Source organism: Massilia sp. (assembly GCF_046293535.1).
Lineage (GTDB): Bacteria > Pseudomonadota > Gammaproteobacteria > Burkholderiales > Burkholderiaceae_D > Telluria.
Map to the genome: position 1 here is coordinate 24047 of NZ_JBKBOV010000021.1, position 23842 is coordinate 47888.

At 65.3% G+C, this 23842-nt stretch carries 19 protein-coding genes and 1 tRNA gene; 14 read left to right on the forward strand and 6 right to left on the reverse strand.

Annotated elements, in window-relative coordinates; translation table 11 throughout:
* The first annotated feature begins 55 nt into the window (after positions 1-55).
* The 3 genes from ACK4S9_RS12755 to ACK4S9_RS12765 all read left to right on the forward strand — a co-directional run bounded on the left by ACK4S9_RS12755 (position 56) and on the right by ACK4S9_RS12765 (position 5082).
* Positions 56-2161, forward strand: coding sequence for a hypothetical protein (locus tag ACK4S9_RS12755; protein WP_409726124.1), 2106 nt, complete (start codon positions 56-58; stop codon positions 2159-2161).
* A gap of 138 nt (positions 2162-2299) precedes the next feature.
* Positions 2300-3943, forward strand: coding sequence for a bifunctional shikimate kinase/3-dehydroquinate synthase AroKB (gene aroKB, locus ACK4S9_RS12760; RefSeq protein WP_409726209.1), 1644 nt, complete (start codon positions 2300-2302; stop codon positions 3941-3943).
* 5 nt (positions 3944-3948) lie between these two features.
* Positions 3949-5082, forward strand: coding sequence for a deoxyguanosinetriphosphate triphosphohydrolase (locus tag ACK4S9_RS12765; RefSeq protein ID WP_409726126.1), 1134 nt, complete (start codon positions 3949-3951; stop codon positions 5080-5082).
* A 183-nt stretch (positions 5083-5265) separates the two neighbouring features.
* On the opposite strand, the gene mutY is transcribed toward ACK4S9_RS12765, so the two are convergent.
* The 3 genes from mutY to mutM form a co-directional block, all read right to left on the reverse strand.
* Complete coding sequence (mutY, locus tag ACK4S9_RS12770; RefSeq protein ID WP_409726128.1) at positions 5266-6369, reverse strand: A/G-specific adenine glycosylase; 1104 nt, start codon at positions 6367-6369, stop codon at positions 5266-5268.
* Complete coding sequence (locus ACK4S9_RS12775; protein ID WP_409726130.1) at positions 6366-8273, reverse strand: dynamin family protein; 1908 nt, start codon at positions 8271-8273, stop codon at positions 6366-6368. The genes mutY and ACK4S9_RS12775 overlap by 4 nt, the downstream gene beginning before the upstream one ends.
* Positions 8274-8417: 144 nt before the next feature.
* The gene (mutM, locus tag ACK4S9_RS12780; RefSeq protein ID WP_409726132.1) at positions 8418-9263 is read right to left on the reverse strand and encodes a bifunctional DNA-formamidopyrimidine glycosylase/DNA-(apurinic or apyrimidinic site) lyase; all 846 of its coding nucleotides are present in this window, start codon (positions 9261-9263) and stop codon (positions 8418-8420) included.
* 114 nt (positions 9264-9377) lie between these two features.
* Here mutM and ACK4S9_RS12785 point away from each other — a divergent pair, with 114 nt between their 5' ends.
* The 7 genes from ACK4S9_RS12785 (at position 9378) to pth (ending at position 15760) form a co-directional block, all read left to right on the forward strand.
* On the forward strand, positions 9378-11228 hold the full coding sequence (locus ACK4S9_RS12785) for a tetratricopeptide repeat protein (RefSeq protein ID WP_409726134.1): 1851 nt from the start codon (positions 9378-9380) through the stop codon (positions 11226-11228).
* A 35-nt stretch (positions 11229-11263) separates the two neighbouring features.
* Entirely contained in the window at positions 11264-11860 is a 597-nt protein-coding gene (locus tag ACK4S9_RS12790; protein WP_409726136.1) for an outer membrane lipoprotein LolB, read from the forward strand.
* 6 nt (positions 11861-11866) lie between these two features.
* On the forward strand, positions 11867-12760 hold the full coding sequence (gene ispE, locus ACK4S9_RS12795; protein WP_409726138.1) for a 4-(cytidine 5'-diphospho)-2-C-methyl-D-erythritol kinase: 894 nt from the start codon (positions 11867-11869) through the stop codon (positions 12758-12760).
* A gap of 71 nt (positions 12761-12831) precedes the next feature.
* Positions 12832-12908, forward strand: a tRNA-Gln gene (locus tag ACK4S9_RS12800).
* A 143-nt stretch (positions 12909-13051) separates the two neighbouring features.
* Complete coding sequence (locus ACK4S9_RS12805; protein WP_409726140.1) at positions 13052-14002, forward strand: ribose-phosphate pyrophosphokinase; 951 nt, start codon at positions 13052-13054, stop codon at positions 14000-14002.
* Between the two features lie 247 nt (positions 14003-14249).
* Positions 14250-14837 (forward strand): 50S ribosomal protein L25/general stress protein Ctc, encoded by a 588-nt coding sequence (locus tag ACK4S9_RS12810; protein ID WP_409726142.1) that lies wholly within the window; start codon positions 14250-14252, stop codon positions 14835-14837.
* A gap of 338 nt (positions 14838-15175) precedes the next feature.
* Positions 15176-15760: an aminoacyl-tRNA hydrolase gene (gene pth, locus ACK4S9_RS12815; protein WP_409726144.1), complete on the forward strand. Its 585-nt coding sequence runs from the start codon at positions 15176-15178 to the stop codon at positions 15758-15760.
* A 3-nt stretch (positions 15761-15763) separates the two neighbouring features.
* On the opposite strand, the gene ACK4S9_RS12820 is transcribed toward pth, so the two are convergent.
* Positions 15764-17626 carry a DUF3857 domain-containing transglutaminase family protein gene (locus ACK4S9_RS12820; RefSeq protein WP_409726146.1) on the reverse strand — a complete coding sequence of 621 codons (1863 nt, stop codon included), beginning with the start codon at positions 17624-17626 and terminating at the stop codon, positions 15764-15766.
* Positions 17627-17725: 99 nt separating this feature from the next.
* On the opposite strand from ACK4S9_RS12820, the gene ACK4S9_RS12825 reads away from it, so the two are divergent.
* A complete protein-coding gene (locus tag ACK4S9_RS12825; protein WP_409726148.1) occupies positions 17726-18820 on the forward strand; it encodes a patatin-like phospholipase family protein in 1095 nt (364 codons plus the stop codon).
* Here ACK4S9_RS12825 and ACK4S9_RS12830 read toward each other — a convergent pair.
* Both ACK4S9_RS12830 and ACK4S9_RS12835 read right to left on the reverse strand, forming a co-directional pair.
* Positions 18817-19509 (reverse strand): transglycosylase domain-containing protein, encoded by a 693-nt coding sequence (locus ACK4S9_RS12830; protein WP_409726150.1) that lies wholly within the window; start codon positions 19507-19509, stop codon positions 18817-18819. The two genes, ACK4S9_RS12825 and ACK4S9_RS12830, sit on opposite strands and share 4 nt — an antisense overlap.
* Positions 19506-19763 (reverse strand): hypothetical protein, encoded by a 258-nt coding sequence (locus ACK4S9_RS12835; RefSeq protein ID WP_409726152.1) that lies wholly within the window; start codon positions 19761-19763, stop codon positions 19506-19508. The genes ACK4S9_RS12830 and ACK4S9_RS12835 overlap by 4 nt, the downstream gene beginning before the upstream one ends.
* Before the next feature lie 210 nt (positions 19764-19973).
* Between ACK4S9_RS12835 and ychF the strand changes: the two genes are divergently transcribed.
* The 3 genes from ychF to bla all read left to right on the forward strand — a co-directional run bounded on the left by ychF (position 19974) and on the right by bla (position 23834).
* The gene (gene ychF, locus ACK4S9_RS12840) at positions 19974-21065 is read left to right on the forward strand and encodes a redox-regulated ATPase YchF (protein ID WP_409726154.1); all 1092 of its coding nucleotides are present in this window, start codon (positions 19974-19976) and stop codon (positions 21063-21065) included.
* A 240-nt stretch (positions 21066-21305) separates the two neighbouring features.
* Positions 21306-22748: a DUF2142 domain-containing protein gene (locus ACK4S9_RS12845; protein WP_409726156.1), complete on the forward strand. Its 1443-nt coding sequence runs from the start codon at positions 21306-21308 to the stop codon at positions 22746-22748.
* Between the two features lie 183 nt (positions 22749-22931).
* On the forward strand, positions 22932-23834 hold the full coding sequence (bla, locus tag ACK4S9_RS12850; protein ID WP_409726158.1) for a subclass B3 metallo-beta-lactamase: 903 nt from the start codon (positions 22932-22934) through the stop codon (positions 23832-23834).
* Positions 23835-23842: the final 8 nt, after the last annotated feature.

Sequence of the window (23842 nt, forward strand, 5' to 3'; positions counted from 1 at the left end):
GCGCAAAGCCCGGGCAAGACATTCCAACGACATAACAATAGAAAGAACAGAAGTCATGCGTGACTCTTCCAAACACGATGTCCGGGCGTCGATCGGCCGCTGGACCGCGATCGGCCTTGCCGCCGCCATGCTCGTCGCCTGCGGCGGCGGCGGCGGCAACCCGGGCAGCACCGGCGGTGCCGGTTCGGGCGGCAGCGGTTCAGGCGGCGGCGGAACCGGCACCCCGGCCGCCAGCGAGCCGAAAGTCAGCCTCGCGCTGAGCGACGGCAGCGGCGCCGCCATCACCTCGCTGTCGGGCGGCCAGAGCGCCTCGGTCAAGGCGACCGTCCTGAACGCCGCCGGCAAGCCGGCCGCGAACGTCATCGTCCAGTTCAGCGCGAGCGCCAGCAGCCTGGTCACCTTCACGCCGGATACCGGTTCCGCCCTGACCGATGCCAATGGCGTGGCCGTGGTGTCGGTCAAGCCGGCCGGCACCAGTTCGGCCGGCGCGACCGGGATCACCGCGACCTCGGTGGTCGAAGGCAAGACCGTGACCGCCACCAGTAATATCGCCGTGGGGGCCGCACCCCTGACGGTAGGCGCCTTGAGTTTCGCCTCGGCCCTGACCGGCCGCCTGCCGGCCTTCAGCACCGTGTCGCTGAATATCCCCGTGACCAGCGGCGGCCAGCCCGCAAGTTCGGTGTCGGGCCTGAACATGACCTCGCTGTGCGTGGGCGTGGGCAGCGCGACCCTGGTGCCGGGCGCCTTCGCCAACGGCGTCCAGGTTGCCACCTACACCAACAACGGCTGCACCCTGGGGCGTGACACCATTACCGTTTCGGTCGGCAACTCGAGCCAGAGCATCAGTCTCGACGTCGATGCCGCCAACATCGGTGCGATCCAGTTCAACGGCAGCAGCGCGACCGGCAGCTCGATCGTCCTGAAGGGTTCGGGCGGCCTGGGCCGCTCGGAGACGGCCCAGCTGAGCTTCCGCGTGGTCGACCAGCAGGGCAACGGCCTGCGCGGCGTGAACGTGGATTTTACCCCGACCACCACCACCGGCGGCCTGTCGGTCTCGCCGACGAACGCCACCACCGATGCGAGCGGCCTGGTCACGACCATGGTCTCGTCGGGCACGATCCCGACCCCGGTGCGCGTGTTGGCCGAGGCGACGCGCAACGGTGTCAAGATCAGCGGCCTGTCCGACACGCTGACCGTATCCACCGGCCTGCCGATCCAGAAGTTCATGTCGATGAGCGCGGAGACCTACAACATCGAGGGCTGGAATCACGACGGCGAGGAAACCGAGATCAAGGTGATGATGGCCGACCAGTACGGCAATCCCGTGTCGGACAACACCGCGGTCAACTTCGTGACCGAAGGCGGTTCGATCGGCTCGGCCGCCCAGGGCGCCTGCCTCACCAAGGATGGCGCATGCACAGTGACCCTGCGTTCCCAGGAATTCCGCCCGCTCGACGGCCGCGTCACCGTGCTGGCCTACGCCCAGGGTATCGAGAACTTCGTTGATGCGAACGGCGACGGGCAGTACACCTGCCTCGTCCCGGCCACCACTCCTTACCGTCCGCTGGTCGACAAATGCCTCAGCGGCGGCGAGGAGTTCCCGCAGCCGGCGACCGGACAGCAGGGCGACATGGGAGATCCATTCCTGGATGCCGACGGCGACGGCCAGTACAACGCGCAGAAGGGCGACCTGCCGATTCCATATGGCGGGGGTGGCTACAAGGCGGCGGGCAACAAGGAGTGGGGCCTGAACTACATCCGCCGCTCGATCGAGCTCGTGTTCAGCGGTTCCCATCCGCGCCTGATCCGGCAGGTCCGCGAGAGCGACGGTACCTGGCGCGACTGGACCGCGGCCGACGGTGAGCCGACCGACCTGAAGGGCATTGCCGGCGCAAGCTGTTCCGTAGTCGAACTGCGCTTCCGCCTGACCGATCTCCTGAACAATCCCATGCCGCGCAACACGACGCTCACCGTGGGCGATGCCAGCAAGGTGGCAGTCTCTCTCGTGGCGCCGGCCTCGGTAGTCAATACCACGGCGCGCGGAGGCACTTTGCACGCCGTGACGGTGACGCCGGACGAAGCCTGCAGCACCGGCGGATTGACGCTGGAGGTCAAAACCCCGGGCAATACGGTGACTCCCTACAAGTTCAAGTACATCTGAAGGGCGGTTCAGACTGATCCGTGTGATGCGGATTTGACGCAAAAAGAGGCGGCCAGTCTATACTGGCCGTCTTTTTTCATTTCTGCGGACCTGGCAGTGCCTCATCCCAAGAACAACAACATCTTCCTGGTCGGCCTGATGGGGGCGGGGAAGACCACCATCGGACGCCAACTGGCGCGCAAGCTCGGCATGCGCTTCGTCGATTCCGACCACGAGATCGAAGCCCGTACCGGCGCCTCGATTCCCTGGATCTTCGAGATCGAGGGAGAGGGCAGTTTCCGCCGCCGCGAAGCGGACATGATCCGCGAGCTGAGCGCGCAGGACGGCCTGGTGCTGGCCACCGGCGGCGGCGCCGTGCTGAACCCCGCCAGCCGCGCGCTGCTGGCCGAGCGCGGCACCGTGGTCTACCTGCGCGCCTCGATCGGCAGCATCCTGCAGCGCACCGCGCACGACAAGAACCGCCCGCTGCTGCAGACCGCCGATCCGCGCGCCAAACTCGAGGAACTGCTGGCCCAGCGCGACCCCCTGTATCGCGAGATCGCGGACCTCGTCATCGATACCGGCCGACCTAACGTACAATCGATGGTACAGATCATTTTGGACCAGCTCGCCGTGCAGGAGGCCGCGCATGCCGCCTCCCGGGCGCGCCAGCTGGCAAGCGACCCGATGAACGCAATGAACCAACCGGCACCCACCATCCTCAACGTCGAACTGGGCGACCGCAGCTACCCGATCACGATCGGCCCCAGGCTGCTGGACGACGGCGCGCTGCTCGCGCGCCACATCGACGGCGGCAAGGCCGCCATCGTCACCAACACCACCGTCGCGCCGCTGTACCTGGCGCGCGTCGCCGGCGCACTGCGCGCCAGCGGCCGCGAGGTGGTCGAGATCATCCTGCCGGACGGCGAGGAGCACAAGAACTGGCAGTCGCTGAACCTGGTGTTCGACGCGCTGCTCCAGCACAAGTGCGACCGCAAGACCACGATCGTGGCGCTGGGCGGCGGCGTGATCGGCGACCTGGCCGGCTTCGCAGCGAGCAGCTACATGCGCGGCGTGCCCTTCGTGCAGGTGCCGACCACGCTGCTGTCGCAGGTCGATTCCTCGGTGGGCGGCAAGACCGGCATCAACCACCCGCTCGGCAAGAACATGATCGGCGCTTTCTACCAGCCGCGCGCCGTGATCGCCGACACCGCCACCCTCGACACCCTGCCGCCGCGCGAACTGGCGGCCGGCCTGGCCGAGGTGATCAAGCACGGCGCCATCCTCGATGCCGCCTACTTCGAGTGGATCGAGGCCAATATCGGCCGCCTGGTGGGGCGCGAGCCCGAGGCGATGGCCTACGCGATCGCGCGCTCCTGCGAGATCAAGGCGGAAGTGGTGCGCAAGGACGAGCGCGAAGGCGGCCTGCGCGCGGTGCTCAATTTCGGGCACACCTTCGGCCACGCGATCGAGGCCGGCCTCGGCTTCGGCACCTGGCTGCACGGCGAAGCCGTCGGCTGCGGCATGGTGATGGCGGCCGACCTGTCGGCGCGCCTCGGCCTGATCGACGCGGCGACGGTCGAGCGCGTGCGCAATCTGGTGAAAGCAGCCGGCCTGCCGACCGTGGCGCCCGACCTGGGCGCGGAGCGCTGGATCGAGCTGATGGCGGTGGACAAGAAGAACGAGGGCGGGGCGATCAAGTTCATCCTGCTCAAGCCCCTGGGCAGCCCGTCGATCACGACGGTGCCGCCGGAAATCCTGAAGGCCACGCTGGCGGCCTGCGTGGATACGACAAAGGAATGATCGCCATGGACTTCGACGCACGCCTTGCCCCCTACGCAGCCCATTCGTCGAAGTCGCGCGGCCGCGCCCACATCGAGCCGCCGGCAGGGTCGCGCAGCGAATTCCAGCGCGACCGCGACCGCATCATCCACTCGACCGCCTTCCGCCGGCTCGAGTACAAGACCCAGGTCTTCCTCAACCACGAGGGCGACCTGTTCCGCACCCGGCTCACGCACTCGATCGAGGTGGCCCAGATCGGCCGCACGCTGGCGCGCAGCCTGGCGCTCAACGAAGACCTGGTCGAAGCCACCGCGCTGGCGCACGACCTCGGACACACGCCCTTCGGTCACGTGGGCCAGGACGTGCTCAACGAGTGCATGAAGGACTACGGCGGCTTCGAGCACAACCTGCAGAGCCTGCGCGTGGTCGACGAGCTGGAAGAGCACTACGGCGCCTTCGACGGCCTCAACCTGACGTTCGAAACCCGCGAAGGCATCCTCAAGCACTGCTCGCTGGCCAACGCCCGCCAGCTGGGCGAGCTCGGGCGCCGTTTCATGGAACGCAGCCAGCCCAGCCTGGAAGCCCAGCTGACCAACCTGGCCGACGAGATCGCCTACAACAACCACGACATCGACGACGGCCTGCGTTCCGGCCTGCTCACCATGGCCCAGATGGAAGAGGTGGAACTGTTCGCGCGCCACCGTCATACGGTGGAGACCCAGTATCCGGGCCTGCCGGGGCGGCGCGCGCTGTACGAGACGATCCGCCTGATGATCACCGCGATGACGGCCGACCTGGTCGAGACCTCGAGGGCGCTGCTGCAGGAAGCGGCGCCGCAGAGCATCGACGACGTGCGCGCCGGCCCGCCCCTGATCCGCTTCTCGCCGCAGATGCGCGCCGAGACCACCGCCCTGAAACGCTTCCTGTACGCGAACCTGTACCGGCACTTCCAGGTGAACCGCATGCGCGTGAAGGCCAGCCGCATCGTGCGCGAGCTGTTCGAGGCCTTCCTGACGGACCCGGTGCTGCTGCCGAACGATTACCAGGTGGAAGGGGATCCGATGCGGCAGGCGAGGAAGATTGCGGACTACATTGCGGGGATGACGGACCGGTATGCGATCCGGGAGCATCGCAGGATTTTTTCGCTCGATCACTTCTGACGTTACCGTCGGTCGTTAGCTTATGAACCGTCGTTCCGGCGAAGGCCGGAACCCAAGTTCGTTGCGCCGCGTTGGCGGGTGCACGCAAGCGTTAGCGGTCCACGAAAGAAATTGGATCCCGGCCTTCGCCGGGATGACGGTCTCACTGCTAACAGTGGAATGAATGCAGTGGGGAGCTGGCGATCAACCAAACAACCCCGGCTGTCCCAGCTCCTGCAGCAGCTTCTTGACCGGCGCCGGCAGCGGCGCCTCGCCAATCGCGTGCAAATCCCACCACAGGTGCCTGCCGGTTGCGCTCCCACGTGCATCCAGCGTCACCTGCCACGGCGCGATGTGCAGCTTGTAGTGGGTAAACACATGCACCAGCGGCCTGAGCGCCCGCACCTCGTCCACGGTCCCGAACTGCGCCGCGGCCTTTGCGGCGTCAAGCGACGACACGGCATCCACATCCACCCCCAGGTGCCCGTCGACCTCCGGCAGCGACAGCAATCCGCCCCAGATGCCGGTCCCCGGGCGCTGCTCCAGCAGCACCTGCCCGCGGTCGATCACCACCAGCAGCGCGGCGCGCTTTTCCGGGGTGGCCTTCTTTGGTTTGCGCACCGGGAGTTCCGCCGTGCGCCCCGTGGCATGGGCGACGCAGCGTGCCTGCAGCGGGCAGCGCGGGCAATCCGGACGGCTGCGCGTGCACAGGGTCGCCCCCAGGTCCATCAGGCCCTGCGTGTACGATTCGATCCCTTCCTCCGGCAGCAGCGCATCGGCGCGCTGCCACAGCGCGTCCTCGACCCGCTTCTCGCCCGGATACTGGTCGATGCCGAACACCCGCGCGAACACACGCTTGACGTTGCCGTCCAGGATGGCGGCGCGCGCGCCGCTCGAGAACGCGGCAATCGCCGCGGCGGTTGAGCGGCCGATGCCGGGCAGGTCAGCCAGCAGCGCCGGATCGCTCGGGAACACGCCGCCGTACTCCTGCACCACGCGCTTGGCGCAGGCATGCAGGTTGCGCGCCCGGGTGTAGTAACCCAGGCCGCTCCAGTGCGCCATCACGGCATCAACCGGGGCGTCGGCCAGGGCCTGCACGGTCGGGAAGCGCTCCAGGAAGCGGGCGTAATAGCCGAGCACCGCCGCCACCTGGGTCTGCTGCAGCATGATCTCGGACAGCCAGATGCGGTAGGCGTCGGTGGTGTTCTGCCAGGGCAGGGTGTGGCGGCCGTGGCTGCGCTGCCAGTCGATCACGGCCGTTGAAAAGCTCGGGTCGGCCAATTGGTCGAATTCGGTGAGGCGTTTCATGCTGCTTGTTTTTCCAATACTGCGCTGAGCTGCTGCGCCATGTCCGCAAGCGCCGTGCGGGTGCCGTCCAGGGCCTGCCGGGTGCTCTCGAAGGCGGCGATCTTCTGTTCCAGGCTGTCGGTGGCATCGTGGATGCGCTGGATCGAGGCCTGGCGGTGGCGCAGCCCGTCGCGGTGCTGGCGGATCGCCGTCTCGAGCGGCGCCATGAGCACCTTCAGCCAGGTTTCGGCCTCCAGGTTGGCGGCGCGGAAGACGTGGCGCACGCGCGAGGCGATCGAGTCGAAGAAGCGCTCGAGCAGGGTGGCGCGGCTGGTCATGAGCAGGGTGGCGGTGCCGAACTGCTTCAGGAACAGCTCCTCCACCTCGTCGATCTCACGCCGGTAGCGTTCCAGCGACAGCGCCATCGGGCTGCCCAAGGACAGGCCATGCTCGGCCGAGAACTTGCGAACCATGCTATCCATCATGGCGCCGATTTCATTGACCCTGCCGGCGGAGGCCTCGAGGTTGGCCCGCATCGCCTCGAAATAGCTGCGCACCGGGGCCCGCATGCCGGTCGCGAAGCGCGCCGCCTGCATCGCCGCGCGTACCGCCTCGGTGTGCTGCTGCACGGCGTCCATGCCCAGCGTCGAGTACAGCTCGGTGGACAGGCGCGCGAACACCGCGCGCGTGCCCTGCAGCTTGAACAGGCTGGCGTCGAATTCCTTCTTTTCCAGCTCGACGCGGCGCACCATGTGGGCGATCACGCCCCGGTTCTTGCCGCGCAGGCTTTTCAGTTCCTGCAGCTGCTCGACCAGGTCGCGCATGCGCGCCGCGCCCAGGGCCTGCTGGCCGGCGACCAGCTGCTCGAGGTCGGCGCGCAGCTGGCGCGCGATGATGGCGCGGCGCGCCGGGACCAGGTCGTGGAACAGCGCGGCTTCCAGCTGCCCCAGGCGGCTTCTCTCGAACAGGGCCATGTCGCCGTTGATCTTGCCGACCAGGGCCTTCTGCGCCGACACCGGATACACGCGCGCGGCCTCCAGGCCCAGCAACTGGGCGGCATCGTGCTGCTGGCGCGCGATCTCGGCCTCGTTTTCCTGCGGCGAGCGCAGCTCGTCCCACATCGCGTCGATCTTGTTCAGCACCGCCAGGCGCCCCGGTCCCGTGCCGATGTGGGTGCGCCAGACGTCGATGTCGCTGCGGGTGACGCCGGTATCGGCGGCCAGCACGAACAGCACCGCATGCGCGTTCGGGATCAGCTTGAGGGTCAGCTCCGGCTCGGTGCCGATCGCGTTCAGGCCCGGCGTGTCGAGGATCACCAGGCCCTGCTTCAACAGCGGATGCGGCAGGTTGATGATGGCGTGGCGCCACTGCGGGATCTCGACCGTGCCGTCCGCCCCCAGGCTGGAAGCGAGGTCCGGGTCTTCCGGGTCCCACAGGCCGTACTCCTGCGCTTCAAGAGAAGGCACGCGCCGTGTCTGGCTTACCTGGCGGAAGGCGTCGCTCATGCGTTCGGGGGCATCGAGGTCGAGCGGCAGCACGGTCCAGCTGGCGCTGTCGTCCCGGTAATCGCTGGTGGACAGGCGAGAGCGCCGGGTCTCGATCGGCAGCAGCCGGATGCAGGGCGGCAGCGCCGGGTCGTACAGCAGCTCGGTCGGGCACATGGTGGTGCGCCCGGCGCTGGACGGCAGGATGCGCTGGCCGTAGTCGGCGAAGAAGATCGCGTTGATCAGCTCGGTCTTGCCGCGCGAGAACTCGGCCACGAAGGCGACCGACAGGCGGTCGTCGCGCAGGCGCGCCAGGGCCCGCTCGAGCTGCTGCTCGCCGCCGCCGTCGATCAGCGCGGCCTCGCGCAGCGCGGCGCCATACGCTTGCAACTGCTGCGCGACGGCGGTGCGCCATGCGCCATACTCTTGAAAATCCTGCATCGTTATTTAGCTCGTTTTGTAGGGTGGCCGGGTTTCCCGGCCGCGCGTTCGACTCCGGCGTGCATAGCCACAATGCATCAAGAGTTTGAACGCGCGGTCGGCTACGCGTGATCTGGTCCACTGGACCAGATCACCCCTACGGATTCAGCGCTGGCATTGCACGCAATAGAAGGTCGAACGCTGGCCCTGCTTGATCTGGCGGACCGGCGACCCACAGTTGCGGCAGGGCACTCCAGCACGATCATAGACGAAATATGTCTGCTGGAAATACCCGGATTGTCCGTTTACAGCAATAAAGTCGCGCAGCGTGCTGCCGCCCTGCACGATGGCGGCGGCCAGGATGTCCTTGATGGCTTCGGCCAGCCGCTCGTAGCGGGCGCGGCTGATACGCGCGGCCGGCGTCTTCGGGTTGATCCCGGCCCGGAACAGGCTTTCGCAGGCGTAGATGTTGCCGACTCCGACCACGATATCGCCGGCCAGCAGCACCTGCTTGATCGGCGCATTGCGCTTGCGCGTCTCGCGCCACAGGAGTTCGCCCGAAAAGCCCTCGCCCAGCGGCTCCACGCCCAGGCCGCGCAGCAGCAGGTGTTCTTCGAGTTCGCCTTCGTCCTTGCCGTGCCAGAGCACGGCGCCGAAGCGGCGCGGATCGTGCAGGCGCAGCACCTGTCGTCCCTCCGGACCCGCATCCGTCCCGACGACCACCAGGTCGAAATGGTCGTGCTTGCGCGGCTCGATCCCCGGCGGCAGCACGCGCAGGTGGCCGGACATGCCGAGGTGGACGATCAGGGTGCCGTGCTCGAACTCGATCAGCAGGTACTTGCCGCGGCGCCCGGTGGCGAGGATGCGGCGGCCGGCCAGGCGCTCGGACAAACCAGGCGGGAAGGGCCAGCGCAGGCCGTCGCGGCGCACGATCACCTGTTCGACGACGCGGCCTTCGATATGGGGCGCGACACCGCGCCGGGTGACTTCTACTTCTGGCAGTTCAGGCATAGGGAAGGGGAGTGGTGTAAATTCTTAGGCAGCCATTAAGTAAATCGCGCTGCAGTGCACGCGGGCGCATGCTTGAGCGTAGAATCAGAGACAACATCTCAGAATGGACTTGCCTTGAAAAACGCTTTCGTCATTGTAACCCTCTCGAGCATCCTGGCGGCATGCGCCGTCGCGCCGGGACAGCAAACTGCGCAACAGGCCGCGGCCGGGGCCGCAAGCGCGTCCTCGGACACGCCGCTGGCCGCCGCCGAGGCAGGCTCCAGTGACGCCGACACCGCACAGGCAGAGGCCGACGAGGAGGAACTGGAGGCGAAAGCCCGGGCCGAGGTGGAAGCGCGGCTGCCCAAGGTCCAGCTCACCAGCAGCATGCTGAACCAGTTACTTAAGGCCGAGTTTGCATTCCGCAAGGGCGACTGGCAGGGGCCCTACCTCACCATGCTCTCGCTGGCCCAGCAGACGCGCGATCCGCGCCTGGCGCGCCGCGCGGCCGAGATGGCGGTGGCCGCGCGCCAGGCCGACGACACCCTGGCCGCCGTGCGCCTGTGGCGCGAGCTCGACCCGCAGTCGGACGAGGCGACCCAGTACTTCGTCGGCATGGTGGTCACCTCGGACAATATCGCCGACGTCGAGCCGGTTTTCGTGGAGCGCCTGAAGGAAGCGCCGCCGGACAAGCGCGGGGTGCTGTTGTTCCAGATCCAGCAGCTGCTGGGCCGCGCCAAGGACAAGGAGGCGGCCAATGCGATGCTCGAGCGCGTCATCGCTCCCTACGACAATACCTTCGAGGCGCATATCGTGCGCGCCCAGGCGGCGCTGGGGCGCGGCGACCGCGAAGCGGCCCAGCGCGCGGCGCAGGCGGCGCTCGGCCTCAAGCCGGATTCCGAGATCGCGGTGCTGATGATGGCCCAGGTCATCGAGGACGAAGCCAAGACCGCCCCGATGCTGGAAGCCTTCCTGAAAGCCCACCCGGAAGCGCGCGAGGTGCGCGCCGCACACGCCCGGGTCCTGGTCAACCAGAAGCAGTACGGCCAGGCGCGCGCCCAGTTCGAGACCCTGCTCAAGGGGCGTCCGGACGATGCCGGCAACCTGTACGCGCTGGGCGTGCTGGCCACCCAGATGAACGATCCCAAGGCCGCCGAAGGCTATTTCACCCGCTTCGTCGAGGTGCTCGGCCGCAATCCGGAAGACGAGCGCGACCCCACCCGCGCGCTCCTGATCCTGGCCCAGATCGCGGACGAGCGCGGCGACGTCCCGGCCGCGCTGGCCTGGCTCGACAAGGTCCCCGCCGGCACCGACCCCCAGTTGCTGCTCAGCGCCCAGTTGCGCCGCGCCCAGTTGATGGCCAAGCAGGGCGACCTGGCGGGCGGGCGCAAGCTGCTGGCCGGCCTCAAGCCGCTCGAGCCGGCACAGCAGGCCCAGGTGGCGGTGGCCGAAGTGCAGCTGCTGCGCGATGCCGGCCGCCTGCTCGAGGCGTATTCGCTGATGGAGGCCGCCGCCAAGCGCTTCCCCAAGAACCCGGACCTGCTGTACGACTTCGCCCTGCTGGCCGAAAAGATCGGCCGCGTGGAAGTGATGGAAAAGCTGCTGCGCGAGGTGATGGCGCTGGCGCCGGACAACCACCATGCCTACAACGCGCTCGGTTACTCGCTGGCCGATCGCAATGTCCGCCTGCAGGAGGCCCACGCCCTGATCGCCAAGGCGCTCGAGATGGCGCCGGGCGACCCCTTCATCATGGACAGCATGGGCTGGGTGCAGTACCGCCTGGGCAAGCTGGACGAGGCCGAGAAGTACCTGCGCAATGCCTATGCGCTGCGGCGCGACCCGGAAATCGCCGTGCACCTGGGCGAGGTGCTGTTCCAGAAGGGGCAGCAGGCCGCCGCGCAGGAGCTGTGGCGCGAGGCGCGTGCCAAGGACCCGCAGAACGACACCCTGCGCAGCACGCTGGCGCGCCTGCGCCAGAGCTTGTGAAATAATCCACGCTTTCGATTCCGCCCCCTTTGCCGATGCCGCTTACCCGTCGCCTCACCCTGTTCGCTTGCGCCGCCGTCCTTGCCGGCTGCGCCACCACCAGCACCAATGTCGCCACCGTGGGCGCTTACCGCGATGCCATCGATCTCAGCGGCCGCCTGTCGGTCAACTACCAGAAGAGCGGCAACCGCGAATCGATGACCGTCAACTTCGACTGGACGCAGCGCCCGGGCCAGGTGGATGTCACCATCGCCAACCCGCTGGGCCAGACGGTCGCCACCATCGAGGTCAGGCCGCAATCGGCCACGCTGACCCAGGCCGGCCGCGCACCGGTGACGGAAGCCGACGTCGACACCCTGAGCCAGCGCACGCTGGGCTGGCCGCTGCCGGTGTCGGGCCTGCGTGACTGGCTGCAGGGCTATGCCGTGGATGCGCAGGGGCAGCGCTTCAGCGCTTCGCCGGCACGCAACGAGCTCGTCACGCAAGACGGCTGGCGCCTGCGCTTCGTCGAGTGGCAGGACCCGAACGCCGCCCAGCCGGTGCCGCGCGTCATCCACGCCACCCGTGCCGCGGTGGGAGATATCCAGGACCTCGAAATCCGCATCGTCATCAACCCGGCAGGACAGGGATAAGCATCAATGCGCTCGCTTCACGATTGCCCGGCTCCGGCCAAGCTGAATCTGTTCCTGCACGTGACCGGCCGCCGCGCCGACGGCTACCACCTGCTGCAAAGCGTGTTCCAGCTGATCGACCATGGCGACACCTTGCACTTCGACCTGCGCGACGACGAGCAAATCGTACGTACGACCGAGGTGCCGGGGGTGCCGCAGGACCAGGACCTGATCGTGCGCGCGCTGCGCCTGTTGCAGGCGGAACATGCGCGCCGCCACGGCCGCCTGCCGCCGGGCATCGACGTCGCCATCGAGAAGATCCTGCCGATGGGCGGCGGGCTGGGTGGCGGCTCGTCGGACGCGGCCACCGCGCTGATGGCGGCCAACCATCTGTGGGGCACCGGCTTGGGCACGCAGGAACTGATGGACCTGGGCCTGCCGCTCGGCGCCGACATCCCCTTCTTCTTGTTCGGCGAGACCGCGTTCGTGGAAGGCGTGGGCGAAGCCCTGCAGGCGGTGCCGGGGCCGGATTGCTGGTATGTGGTGCTCGAGCCGGGCGTCGCGGTGCCGACGCCGGCAATTTTTTCCGCGCACGATTTGACGCGGGATACGAAGCCCGTTACAATAGCGGACTTTTCCAGCAGCCTCGCTGTTTCAGGCAAGCAGATTGGCTTCGGAAAAAATGATTTGCAGGACGTGGCTGAACGCCTGTTCCCGCCGGTAGCAGAGGCGGTGAGATGGCTGGGCGGCTACGGCGATGCCAGGATGACTGGCTCGGGGGCATGTTTGTTCTGTGCCTTCTCCGGCGAGCGCGAAGCGGACCAGGTTCTGGCACAGGTGCCAAAGCAGTGGAAAGCATGGAAAGCGCATTCGCTGGCGAGCCACCCGATGAAATCGCTCTTGCAAATCAACGAGTTGTAGAATAAAATTTTGCCTGTCGCGACGTTAGACGTTAAAATACGTAGAATGTAACGGCAAGCTTCAAGTCGTGTAGGGGAATCGCCAAGTTGGTTAAGGCACCGGATTTTGATTCCGGCATTCCAAGGTTCGAATCCTTGTTCCCCTGCCAAAGTTTTCCCGGCTGTCGAGGCATGATCCTCCAGCGGGATAAACAGCGGTGCAGCGTTCGGCCTGCATCCATAAGCTAATCAGCCGGTTCGTCCGGCTGATTGTTTTTCCAGTATCAACAACGCATTTCTTGGGATTCCCTCCATGGCTTACGAAAACCTGATGGTTTTTACCGGCAACGCTAATCCGGCACTAGCAGAGGGGGTCGCCAAAAACCTCGGCATTCCACTCGGTAAAGCAGTCGTCTCGAAATTCTCGGACGGCGAAGTCATGGTCGAGATCAACGAGAACGTGCGCGGCAAGGATGTCTTCGTCCTGCAATCGACCTGCGCACCGACCAACGACAACCTGATGGAAATCATGCTGATGGTCGACGCTCTCAAGCGCGCATCGGCAGGCCGCATCACCGCCGCCATCCCTTACTTCGGCTATGCCCGCCAGGACCGCCGCCCGCGCTCGGCGCGCGTCGCGATCTCGGCCAAGGTCGTCGCCAACATGCTGGAAGAAGCCGGCGTCGAGCGCGTCCTGATCATGGACCTGCACGCCGACCAGATCCAGGGCTTCTTCGACATCCCGGTCGATAACATCTACGCATCGCCGATCCTGCTGGGTGACCTGCAGAAGCGCAACTACGACGACCTGCTGGTCGTGTCGCCGGACGTCGGCGGCGTGGTGCGCGCCCGTGCGCTGGCCAAGCGCCTCGGCTGCGACCTGGCGATCATCGACAAGCGCCGCCCGAAGGCGAACGTGTCGGAAGTCATGAACATCATCGGTGAAGTCGAAGGCCGCAACTGCGTGATCATGGACGACATGGTCGACACCGCCGGCACGCTGTGCAAGGCCGCCGAAGTGCTGAAAGAGCGCGGCGCCAAGAAGGTCGTTGCCTACTGCACGCACCCGGTCCTGTCGGGCCCGGCAATCGAGCGCATCCAGAATTCCCCGCTCGACGAGCTGGTCGTCACCGACACCATCCCGCTGAGCGAAGCCGGCGCCGCCTGCACCAAGATCCGCCAGCTGACCTGCGCACCGCTGCTGGCCGAGACCTTCAAGCGGATCGTCAAGGGCGACTCGGTCATCTCGCTGTTCGTCGATTAAGCAACAACACGTCGTATTTTGCGGCGCGCCTGGCTGACATGGCCGGCGCGCCGTTGACGTAAATAGAACTTGGGTCCCCGCCTTCGCGGGGATGACATTTCCGGCGATGCCGAAAATGTCAGTTTTACGAAATCTTGAGCGCGCAGCATGGCGCTTGTTCACGACTCCCCTGGTCGCGGGGGAGTCACCACTGGGTTACCGGGCCAGGCGTTCCTGGCATTCGGACCCGTTTATCTTGGAGTTTCACATGAAAGTAGTCGCATTCAACCGCACTCAGCAGGGGACCGGAGCGAGCCGCCGCCTGCGCAACGCTGGCCAGACCCCGGGCATCATCTACGGTGGCGCCGAAGCCCCGCAACTGATCGCCCTGGATGGCAACGCGCTGTTCCACGCGCTCAAGAAAGAAGCTTTCCACGGTTCGGTGCTGGACCTCGAAATCGAAGGCAAGACCCAGCAAGTCCTGCTGCGCGACTTCCAGATGCACGCATACAAGCAACTGGTCCTGCACGCTGACTTCCAGCGCGTCGACGCATCGAAGCCGATCCACACCAAGGTCACCCTGCACTTCATCAACGCCGACATCTCGCCGGCCGTCAAGCTGAGCAGCGCTGTGATCTCGCACGTCGCCAACGAACTGGAAGTGGCTTGCCTGCCGGGCAAACTGCCGGAGTTCATCGAAGTCGACCTGAGCAAGCTGGAAGCCGGCCAGTCGGTCCACGTGAACGACCTGACCCTGCCAGAAGGCGTGACCGCGCTGACCCACGGCCAGAACCTGACCCTGGTGACCACCTCGATCCCGCGTGGCGCAGCATCGGCTGAAGCCGCTGCCGAGTAATACCTTCTTTGCCGGCCGCTTCGGCGGCTTGCTGGAATCGAAACCCGCCGTGGCTTGCCCGGCGGGTTTTTGCTTTTCCCGGTTCGCGATGTCGTGCTTTTCCGTAGGGTGGGCGGCTCTACCCGGACGGCGCCCACACCGCGGCTTCGTCGCCGCCCACGCGTTCAAAGCACGATGAGCCTGCCCGCGCGTCTGTTCTTCCGCTGCTTGAACGCGTGGGCGGCAGCGTTTTAGCGGCAGATCATATTGTTGTGGTGCAGCCGCCCACCCTACGAATGACGGCGCGCTGCGTTTTTCAGCGATAATCCTCTTTTTCCTAGAATCAAAGTAGACAGCGCATGTCCATCCGTCTGATCGTCGGCCTCGGCAACCCGGGCCCGGAATACGAACAAACCCGCCACAACGCCGGCTTCTGGCTGGTCGACAACCTGGCCAATTCGCTGCCGGGCTGCCGCCTGCAGCGTGAATCGCGCTTCAATGCGATGGTGGCGAAGACCCGGATCGCCGGCAACGAAGTCTGGCTGCTGGAACCGCTGACCTACATGAACCGCTCCGGCCAGTCGGTCGGCGCGCTGGCGCGCTTCTATAAAATCAACCCGGACGAGGTGCTCGTCGTACACGACGAACTCGACATGCTGCCGGGCGTCGCCAAGCTCAAGAAGGGCGGCTCATCGGGCGGCCACAACGGCCTGAAGGATATTACCTCCGCCCTCGGCACCCAGGAATACTGGCGCCTGCGCTTGGGCATCGGCCACCCGCGCAGCCTGAACCTGCAGCAGGCCGTGGCGGACTTCGTGCTGCACCGCCCGCGCCGCGAAGAGCAGACCCTGATCGAGGAATCGATCGACAAGGCCCTGCGCATCGTTCCGCTGTGCTGCGAAGGCAAGATGGACGTGGCGATGATGCAGCTGCATACCGCCTGAGCGCTAGCGTCCCCGCAGCACCACCTGTCCGCGCAGGTCGCCCATCATGCGCTCGAGGGCCGGCCGCATCCGGTGGTAGTCTTCCGGCGTGCAGGTGGCCGCCGTATGCCGGAACTGCAGACGGCGCTTGACCACCACCTCATCGCCCTGGCGCGCATACTGCGAGCGGTAGAAGAAGCTGCCGTCATCGACGGTCACCCCCTTGGGCAGCGCCAGCACGCGGGTACGCGGCGGCAGCGCGTAGCGCAGTTCGTCCTCCGCATCGATGGCGGGGCAGACGAATTCCTGGCGCCGCTCCGGTTCGCGTCCCAGCTCGAATACCGCGTCGCCCAGCCCACCCCAGAAGTTGTAGGTGGTGGGCAGCGCGGCCGGACCGGGCAGGCGCACGAAACCGTCGGTCGCACCCGAGAAGCCCAGCGTGTAGTCGTCCCGCGGCGAGCCTTTGCCGGCGCCCTCGGTCTCGCCCGGCTCGAACAGGCCATCGCCGGTCTGTCCCAGCCCTGCCAGCATGCGCCTGACAAAACGCTCGCGCTCGGCCTGGGGCGTGGCGCGCACGGCCTGGCGGTAGGGTTCCGCGATGGCGCCGCCGCTGGTGCGCCGGACGTGGAAGCGGCTGCTGCCGTCGCGCGCGATAGCGAAGCGCGTCAGGGTGCGGCTGCGCGCCGGCTGGTACACCGGCGTGACCGCGAATCCGCCGGACTCCGTTAGCAGCACCGGTTTGCCGAGCAGGCTCGGTGGCAGGAAGCCGCCCGCCACCGTGCCGGCGGTCGGGTCGAGGAAGAGCTGCAACTGCGGCACGTAGACGATCACGTGGTTCAGCACGCCCAGCGTCGGCACCGCGGGCAGGCGGTAGGCATCGTCGCCGTTGACCAGCGCGGCGCTGGACGGGATGCCGGCGGCTGCCAGCAGGGCCTGCAGCAGCACCGCATGGTCCTTGCAGTCGCCATAGCGGTTCGCCAGCACGGAAGAGGCAGGGTGCGGCACCACGCCGCCCGGCCCCAGGTAGACCGCGACGTAGCGGATATTACGCCGCACCCAGTCCGACAGCGCGATCGCCCGCGCCTGCGTGTCGTCGAGGCCTTGCGTGAGCTGGCTTGCCAGCGCCGCGATGGCGGCATCCGGCCTGGCTGCCGCGCTGGCGCGCGCATGATAGGCCTGCGCAAAAGCCGGATAGTCGGGGAAGGTGGAGACCGCCAGCCGCCGTCCATGGTCGAGATGGCTCACCGAACCCTGTTCGATGCGTGGATTGGCGCCGTCCACGTAGCGAAACGCATGGCGGCGCCGGCCCGGCGCGCTGACGGCAAACTCCGGGACGAAGCCGACGGCATCGGCCTGCAAGCTCATCGAGGCCGGCAAGTCGTAGCTGAGCCGGAAGTCCTTGTGGCGGTAGGGGCGGGCCACCGTGAAATCTTCGAACTGGCCGGGAAACAGCGGCGTATGGCGCCGTAGCGAATAGCGCAGGGTGAGCGTGTCGCCGGCTTGCACGCCCGGGAAGATCACGACTTTCAGGCGCGTGTCCTGGAACATGGGCGCGTCCGGCGAGGCGGCTTCGTGCTGGTCGCGGATCTGCTCCGGCCCGACCGGCACGCGGCGCCCGTCGGGCTTGGTGGTCCATGCTTCGATGGAGATGATTTCGTCGAGCGAGCCATTGAAGCCGACGAACTGCTCGGCATGCTGCTCGACGGCGGCCGGCGTGAGCATCGTCTTTGCCAGTTCGACGTCGAGGGTGTAGGCGCCGTCGGCGTCGACCGTGAAGTGCTGCCAGTGCCGTTCGATGAGGACCGAAGGGTCTGTGCCGCTGTCGGCCGCCGCCAATCGGCCGCAGGCGAGGAGCAGCATGAGGAACATGGCAAATCGGAAGGGCATGGGCGGCTCCCCGCAAAAGCGACCGACCCATGTTACGCAGCGCCTCCGTGCCACCCTTGAGCCTGCGCAAGTAGCTTCTTCCTGCCATAATTTCGGCCCATGAAGGCACTTACATTCCACGCCGGGCCGCAGGCCCTGGCCCAGATCGGCGCGCAGGGCTTGCGCGCGCAGGACATCGCCATCGTGCCGGCCGCGGCCGGCGGCCCCAAGGGCCTGATCTTCCAGGCGCTCGACCAATGGATGTTCGGCGAATGGCTCCCTGGCGCGCCGCGCGAGCGCGTGCTGATCGGTTCCTCGATCGGCGCATGGCGCATGGCCGCCGCCTGCCAGCGCGACCCGGTCAAGGCGTTTGCGCGCCTGGGCGAGCTGTACGCGGGCCAGCGCTACACCAGCAAGAAGCCGACCCAGCAGCAGATCGACGAGGTGGTGCAGGGCCTGCTGGGCGAGTTCGTGCGCGGCCACGAAGACGACATCGTCAGCCATCCGCACCACCGCCTGCACCTGCTGGCGGTGCGCGGCAAGGGCAGCCTGGCGTCGCCGGCGCATTCGCGCGCCGAGCTGCGCGGTTTCGCCGCGGCGGCACTGCACAATGCCTGCTCGCGTGCCTGGCTGGGGCGCATGATGGAACGTGTCGTGATCGGCGACGCGCGTGCCCGGGCGCCCTGGCTGCGCGAGCGCTTCGACGCCTTCACCACCCATTTTTCCTCGCTCACGCGCCAGAACCTCGCCGCCAGCCTGCTGGCCTCGGGCACGCTGCCGCTCATCATGAAGCCGGTCAGCGGCATCGCGGACCTGCCGCCCGGCTGCTACTGGGACGGTGGCATCATCGACTACCACCTCGCCTTGCCCTATGCGAAGGCCGCCGGCGAGGCGAAGGGCGACCTGGTGCTGTACCCGCACTTCACGCAGCACATCGTGCCGGGCTGGCTCGACAAGGGCTTCCCATGGCGCCGTGCGGGGCGAGCCCACCGCCACTGGCTCGACAACGTGCTGATCGTCTCGCCATCGAGCGAATTCCTGCGCACCCTGCCGCGCGCCAAGCTGCCGGACCGGGCGGACTTCAAGTTCTATGGCCTCGACCATGACGAGCGCATCCGCAACTGGCAACGCGCGATGGGGGAGGGGCAGCGCCTGCGCGACGAGCTGGCCGCGTTCGTGGCCAAGCCAGACCTGTCGCTGATCAAGCCGATCTAGGTCGCGCAGCCCGCGTAGTCGGTATCGAACCAGCCGTCGGGCGCGCAGCTGCCGAGCAGCAGCGCCTGGATGCGCGCCGCGCGCTCGGCCAGCGCCGCCGGGTTGCGTGAGGGGTGGTAGTGGTTGGGGGCCTTGATCATCGCCACCAGCCGGATGAATTCCTCGTCCGTCGCCGCCGCGAGCGGCTTGCCCAGGTAGCTGCGCGCGGCCTGCGCCAGCCCCTTGAGCTGCTGCCCTTCGTGCGTACCCATGTAGACGGTGGCGGTATAGCGCTGCAGCTGTTCGCGCTTGGACATCCTGGCGTCCAGCACCAGCGCCATCATGTCGCGGCCCAGGTCGATGCGCTTGCAGCAGGCGAACACGCCGCGGTAGAAGGCCTGGAACACACCTTGCACGCCGTCGAGCCGGTCTTTGCCGAGGAACAGGTCACGCGCCACCGCCGATGAAATGGTGGCCACGCCCTGGCCCTGGCCGATGCTCAGGCCAGGATGACCGTAGAAGTCCGGGTCTTCGACGCGCAGCAGGATCGCGGCCTGGCGTTCGGAGAGCACCACCGTTTCCGTGAGCGGCGCCAAACGGAGCGCGTCATCGAACGCCGTCCACGCCCAGGCGGCCGCTACGGCCAAGTAGGCCAGCACGAATGCCGCCAGCAGCGCGGACAGGCGCCATGCCTTGCGCACGCGCGTCACGGCAGCACCGCGGGCATACCGAGCTGTACCAGCCGCGCGCCGATCACGTCCGCCTCGGCCGTGGCCTGTCCGGCGGTGCGTCCGCCCGACACCAGCAGGCGGTCGAACATGCCATCCTGCCAGAGCGCGTGTGCGGTCTCGCAAAACTGGTCGACGCCATGCCGGGTGCCGAACAGGAAACCGAGGTCGGAACGGCTTGGCGGGAAGGCCGGCATCATGTAGTCGGCAATGTATTGCAAGGCTTGCGGGGTCATGTCGTTCCAGAAGACGGGGATTTTTAATCTTATCAGCAACGATCCCGGCCAAAATACGCGCTTTTGCACGCATAGGATGTGCAATTGGACGCAACAGCAGCGGCGGCGCACGCCGTTTTTTTCGGCAACCCGACGCGTCCGAGGTTACAATGTGGGGTTTTGGAGCAGGCTGTATCCGCGCTCCGCGTTCACCGAATAGAAAGAGTTCCCATGAGCCTCAAATGCGGCATCGTCGGCCTGCCGAACGTCGGCAAGTCCACCCTGTTCAACGCACTGACCAAGGCCGGCATCCCGGCTGAAAACTACCCGTTCTGCACCATCGAGCCGAACGTCGGCGTGGTCGAGGTGCCGGATCCGCGCATCGACCAGCTGGCTGCCATCGTCAAGCCGGAGCGCGTGGTCAAGGCCATCGTGGAATTCGTCGACATCGCGGGCCTGGTGGCCGGCGCGTCGAAAGGCGAGGGCTTGGGCAACCAGTTCCTGTCGCACATCCGTGAAACCGACGCCATCGTCAACGTGGTGCGCTGCTTCGAAGACGACAACGTCATCCACGTGGCCGGCAAGGTCAGCCCCCTGGACGACATCGTCGTGATCCAGACCGAACTGGCGCTGGCCGACCTGTCCACCGTCGAGAAGGCGATCCACCGCGAGCAGAAGAAGGCGCGTTCGGGCGACAAGGATGCACTCAAGCTGGTCACGTTGCTGGAAAAGGTCCTGCCGCACCTGAACGAAGGCCTGCCGGTCCGCACCCTGGGCCTGGACGCCGATGACATGGCCCTGCTCAAGCAGCTGAGCCTGATCACCGCCAAGCCGGCCATGTACGTGGCCAACGTCTCGGACAGCGGCTTTACCAACAACCCGCTGCTGGACCAGTTGACCGCCTTCGCCGCCGAGCAGAACGCCCCGATCGTCGCCATCTGCGCGGCCATCGAGTCGGAAATCGCGGAGATGGACGACGCCGACAAGAAGGAATTCCTGGCTGACATGGGCATGGACGAGCCGGGCCTGGACCGCCTGATCCGCGCCGGCTTCAAGCTGCTGGGCCTGCAAACCTACTTCACCGCCGGCGTGAAGGAAGTACGCGCCTGGACCGTGCCGATTGGCGCCACCGCGCCGCAGGCCGCGGGCGTGATCCATACCGACTTCGAGCGCGGCTTCATCCGTGCACAGACCATTTCCTTCGACGACTACATCGCCTACAAGGGTGAGGCGGGCGCCAAGGAAGCGGGCAAGATGCGGGCGGAAGGCAAGGAGTACATCGTCAAGGATGGGGATGTGTTGAACTTCCTGTTTAACGTCTGACAGAGCATCCGGTTCCGCGAATCTTCCGGACTACAAACCCCGCATAGCCTAGCGCTTGCGGGGTTTTTTGTTGTTTAAATCCAATTCGTACGTTGCGAATATGGAAATACGCGCGTACGCTACCGGACATGGATATAAACAACAGTCGGATCTTATTGATAAATCGGCTGAATGTAAAATTAACACATGCTCAGAATTAATAAAGTTTGAGACAACTGAGTTCAAGCATCTACGGCCAATATGAAAAACGAAACGGACATACTAAAAAATGACCTCAAGACGCTTGGTCCTGTCAAGGCGATCGAGACGGAATCTTACCCACGATGGCTGAGTTGGCTGTTTCTGGCAGCCGCTCTGGTGTATTGCCTGATTATTCCTCCGTTCCAATCCCCTGACGAAACATTCCATTTTTTTAAGTCCTACCAGGTTGCTGTCGGGGGAGTGAAGAACACCCATGGGCAAGGAGGATTGGGATATGTACTCCCGCAAGACGTACGCGAACTGACCGGCTCGACATTCCCTCTCAAAGCAGTGGAGTCTGGAGAGAAATATGTAGTATCGGATGTGCTGAAGCACGTGTTTCACACCTCGAACACCAGTGGTAGCGTGTTTGTCGTGTTTCCAAATGCCGCTTCTTATTCGCCGACGATGTATCTACCGCAGGCATTGGGCATTTTTGTTGCTCGAGCGTTGGATGCGCCAATACTGCTGCAATTCTACAGCGGTCGTTTTGTGAATGCGCTTTGCGGCATCCTGCTTGCGCTGGCAGCAATTTCGATAATGCCTTTTGGCCGCTCGGTCATGGTAGGAATTCTTGCGCTTCCGATGACGCTGTTTCAAATCGGCTCCCTCTCTCCCGACTCGACGATTCTCGGCCTCAGCTTTCTCGTCACTGCAATGGCTTTCTACTCAATACAGCCTCGAAACATGATGAATTGGCAGTCGGTCGCCATGCCATTGGCCATTATCGGACTGATTTTGGCAAAAGGAGTATATCTACCAATCGCAGCTGCAGGCTTTTCCATCAAGAATAAGCTAAGCAATAGAAATCAACTGATTGTCTTGGGGGCGATAGCGGCAGGAATCGTGTTGTTTCTTGCATGGACCGCATTAGGAGGCCACGGGGGAGGATTTCAGGCATCGCTCGTATCGCGAAAAACGCTGCAGCGGGAGATCACGGCCATTCCCATGGAGCAGCTCCAGTTTATACTCGCATCACCATTCAGCTATTGCTACGTATTAATAACGAGCATTGTCGATCGACTGCCGACATACATCGTAGGAATTATCGGAAGATTCGGCTGGAATACGATCATTCTCCCGATTCCTTTATACTTGTTCGCAGGCTTTGCTCTGGTTGTATGCCTCGTTAAAAGCGCGTCTGCAAAAAAAACGGTAGACAAGGGGCAATTGACGTGGTGGTTGATCTTATGTCTTGGAATGCTGGTGCTCATAGAAACAGCCCTTTATCTCACGGGAACTCCCTATGGCGCAGACTATATCCAGGGAACGCAAGGCCGCTACTTCACGCCATTTCTACCGCTATTGGGGATAGTTATGGCTGGATTTTTGAGAACGACTTCGGCGTGGCAACGGTTTACTGAAAAAATGTTTGCGCCGTCGATTGTAGTACTCATAGCCGGAGGGGTAATGGCAGCTTGTGTCTCTTATTGGACTATTTAGCTCGTAATCCCTGTTGCAAAGCAAAGAAACATATCGAACGTGTCATCCAGGATTGATGGCGGCTGCCCCGATGCAGCCGTCGAACGTTCGTCCCATGTAGATGGAAGTTCATCCCACAGTGGTTTCCTGATTGCCGCATTTATGGCCCACTAGACTCAAGCAAAACAGATCAGTGAGCGAACCATGAGAACAAGCCTGGCGACGACCGTCCTCCTGCTGGCCGCGAGCGCTGCTCTGGCGCAAGACGCGATCAACTGCGGTTCCTGCGCCGAATGGAACCAGCCCACCAAGCCCTTCAACATCCACGGCAACACCTGGTACGTTGGCACCGCCGGCCTGTCCGCCATCCTGGTCACCAGCCCGCAAGGCCACGTCCTGCTCGACGGCGCGCTGCCGCAGTCCGCCCCGCTGATCCAGAAGAACATCGAATCCCTCGGCTTCAAGATGAAGGACGTCAAGCTGATCCTGAACTCGCACGCCCACTTCGACCACGCCGGCGGCATTGCCGCGCTGCAGAAGGCCAGCGGCGCCACGGTCGCCCACAGCCCGCATGGCGCCCAGGTGCTGCGCGACGGCACACCCGGCACCGACGATCCGCAGTACGACCCGAAGGAACGTTTCTACATTCCCAAAGTCGCACAGGTGAAGGAAGTGGCGGACGGCGAAACCCTGTCGGTCGGCCCGCTGCGTTTCACCGTCCACTACACGCCCGGCCACACGCCCGGCGGCACCACCTGGACCTGGCAGTCCTGCGAAGCAGGGCGTTGCCTCGACGTGGTGTATGCCGACAGCCTGACAGCGGTGTCCACCGACGGCTTCTACTTCACCGGCGGCGCCAACTATCCGGACCGCTCGGCAGCGTTTCGCAACACGATCGACAAGGTCGCCAAGCTGAAGTGCGACATCGTGATCGCCGCCCATCCGGGCTTCAGCGATGCTTTTAACAAGGCGGCGGCGAAGACTGCGCAATCGAACCCATTCATCGATCCGGAAGGCTGCCGCAAGCTGGCGGCGAGCGCTGCCAAGAGCTTCGAAGCGCGGCTGCAGCGCGAGCGCATTGAAAAGGCCAAGGCCACCGGGGGCTGAGGACAAGG